General features: G+C 39.3%; 1 protein-coding gene. It reads right to left on the reverse strand.

Features of this window, described 5'->3' with window-relative positions:
* On the reverse strand, positions 1-267 hold a 267-nt coding region (locus tag NG901_RS16715), incomplete at both ends, for a helical membrane plugin domain-containing protein (protein WP_252217066.1).

Below are 267 nucleotides of genomic sequence, written 5' to 3' on the forward strand. Positions count from 1 at the left end.
CAATAGCTTACTTGAAATCATCATGTTATTAATCGCATTCGTCATCGGTTCCTTACGCCATTCATTCAGAAACGTTTTCGTAATATCCCCGCGCGCTTTAATCGCACTATTCAAAGCTTCAAGTGCCCCCGATTCCTGTAGTAACTTTACCGTTTCTACTATCTCTACAAAACCAGAATCTTGTTCAGCAATATCCGCTTTCATTTGTTCTAAACGTTCATGTTCCAATTCTTCCGGGGTCTTTTTTGTATCACGAATCGTTGAAAT

The organism is Clostridium sp. CMCC3677 (genome assembly GCF_023845585.1).
In the GTDB taxonomy this organism is placed as follows: Bacteria; Bacillota; Clostridia; order Clostridiales; family Clostridiaceae; genus Clostridium; species Clostridium aquiflavi.